Annotated in this window: 1 protein-coding gene and 2 pseudogenes; 2 read left to right on the top strand and 1 reads right to left on the bottom strand. The window is 34.3% G+C overall.

What is annotated here, in order from left to right:
* Positions 1–360 precede the first annotated feature (360 nt).
* Together FTV09_RS17435 and FTV09_RS17440 are read left to right on the top strand one after the other, a co-directional pair.
* Positions 361–1,758: an iron-containing redox enzyme family protein gene (locus FTV09_RS17435; protein WP_180058982.1), complete on the top strand. Its 1,398-nt coding sequence runs from the start codon at positions 361–363 to the stop codon at positions 1,756–1,758.
* A gap of 88 nt (positions 1,759–1,846) precedes the next feature.
* Positions 1,847–2,362, top strand: a pseudogene (locus FTV09_RS17440) (TonB-dependent receptor domain-containing protein); the annotation flags it as partial.
* 121 nt (positions 2,363–2,483) lie between these two features.
* Here the strand turns inward: FTV09_RS17440 and FTV09_RS17445 are convergent.
* A pseudogene (locus FTV09_RS17445) lies at positions 2,484–2,583 on the bottom strand (IS1 family transposase); the annotation flags it as partial.

The raw sequence follows: 2,583 nt of genomic DNA on the forward strand, positions 1-2,583 counted from the left end.
TGTTCCACTTTAGATATTTGTTTAAGATGAGATGTAACTCATTGAAATGTGTCATCATATTCGTCGTCAGAAAACAAGTATTATGCCATTATTTCAATGAGTTATCTTTTTTTGTCGTGTACAAAGGAATATTTTATATTATAATCATAATTGATATTTAAATATGAATATGTGAATTAAATCACATCATAAAGAATTGTTACTTTTTACTATTTGGTTGAAAGTAATGCTAAGAACATGTTTTATATATTAAAATTTAAAAAATATTACATTGCGTTAAATTTCATTAAAAAAATTTAACAAATACTCTAATTTTCTGATTTATGGTTGAGTAGAATCATTTACCGCGAGAGAACTATAATGCCTACAGCAGTAAAAGAAAGAATCTTAAATTTAATAACCAAAGATCATCAGAAATATTTTGAAATCGTTGAGTTCTTCTTAGACGCTTCAATACCTAATTCTGCCAAAGAGTTAAAGGCATTTAAGGTTCTAGAAAATGAAATTAAAACTCTAGACCACATCAGTGACATGCCAGACGAACTAGACAGTCTTGTCGATTGGATTCATCATAATAACCGCACACAGTGTGAATACTATAAAGAATACCTAGATAGACGAAAGCAAGGTGGGGCGAGAGAGTATTTTTCATCAATTAGTAAAGCTTATGAGTTTTTATACAAGGTTGCGCCCACAAAAAAAGTAGATGGTTCATGGCTGTACAGCTTTACTCAGTATTGGAATGATCCAGTATTTAGGGATTTTATCCAGATATATTTAGAGGAACTTGGTCTCGGTTCAGAAAAAGCCAATCACGTGCGAATGTATGACAACCTACTACTGGCACATGGTTTGAATCAACTTTCTTTAAACTTATCAGATACCTATTACCATCAAGCAGCAATACAGCTTGCGCTTGCCTATGTACCTTCAGAGTTTATACCAGAGATAGCAGGTTTTAATTTAGGCTATGAACAACTTCCTTTACATTTGCTAATTAGCAATTACGAGTTAAAAGAACTTGGAATTGATGCACACTATTTTAATGTTCATATCACGATAGATAATTTTGATAATGGGCATGCGCAGATTGCGACCAATGCCATTAAAAAACTTTCTACAAGGTACAGATCTAAAGAAGAGTTCATTCGTAAACTCAAAATCGGGTATCTCCTAAATAACAAGGGAATGAGTTCAGTTCAGATAATTAAAAATTTAAGCACTGAAAAGATGGTGCTTGAAATATTTAAGAAAAAGGCGATTGTTGGTAAACACATGCATAGCAATAAGTGCATGTTTAATAATAAAACGACAAATGAATGGCTGTCTGAAGATGACAGTGTTGAAGAGTTTATTTTTGAGCTTGTTCGTATAGGGTGGATAAAACTGAATCAACCGCCTGAAAAAAGTAGATTTTGGCAGATGATTCACGACGAAGAGGGAAAAATGTTTGGGGTGTTTAGTGCTGTTGAAAAGACTTTTATCTATGATTGGATTGCTGGCAAATCAATAGATCCTAAGCAAAACCAAGTGAATAATGAGTTTGTGAAAAACTTCCTAGAGACCAATTCATTTAGTTATTTAGCCAACCATGAAATGGCTGAGCTTAAGAAACAATTTGATGGAAGTACGAATACCGGATACAAGATCAACAAACTTCTAAAGTATTTAGCACCTCATATGCATCATCAAGAAATTGGGTTATGGAGTACCCAGCGTATCGTAGAGAGTTTATTTCCATCTCTAGCCCGCCAATAAAATAAATACTCCAAAAGATTTATAACTTTCATCGTCAAAAAATAACCGCCTTCGGGCGGTTTTTCTTTTATGGGATTATACCAATTACACAATCGACAATAATCTTCAGAAGAAGTTCCAAATTGGCAACAGTGAGCATGATCTACTGGTCAGTTTTGACGTTATGCACGAGAAGCGTGAAAAAGCTGCGGACCGTTGTAACTTTGCAACAATTAATCCTTTCGCACCACAGTACAATCAAGGCTGTATCAATACACTCAGTTTGAATAGCCATACTATTACCAATTTGCGTGATATGGGGCTTTATGCTCGCAATCGCATCAGTTTAAGTGATCAGTGGATTATAAATTTGGCTGGTCGATATGACTGGGCAAAATCCTCCTCAGAGAATGTCCTAAAAGGGACTAAAACTGATCTTCAAGAAGATCATGCTTTTACTGGTAATGCATCAATCATGTATTTAGCAAATGACTTCATTGCTCCTTACGTTAGTTATGCAACTTCTTTTGTTCCCAACATCGGTACCGATAGAAATAATGTCCTATTCGACTCAGAAAAAGGCAAGCAATATGAGCTCAATGGAGTGATTATTATTTTTCTATAAATATTAATGAAAATCATGAATACGCTGTGAATGCTTCACTGATTGATCAAAATGAGATCATTCAACAAGTGGTCGTCTTTCCATTTAGATTTCGGGTGGTGTTTCAAAAAGTATGCTGGCATTAAACGAATCCATTATTGATATAAAAGAACACTAAATCAAAGGCTTTGAAATGATTTTCAAGCTTTTTGGAGAAGTTGCAGCTTCTCCTAAAGCCTCGC

Source organism: Acinetobacter sp. YH12227, assembly GCF_013417785.1.
Lineage (GTDB): Bacteria > Pseudomonadota > Gammaproteobacteria > Pseudomonadales > Moraxellaceae > Acinetobacter > Acinetobacter gandensis.

Bases quoted from the DNA above. Each gene is read 5' to 3' on its own strand.
- FTV09_RS17435 (WP_180058982.1), top strand. From the start codon at position 361: ATGCCTACAGCAGTAAAAGAAAGAATCTTAAATTTAATAACCAAAGAT.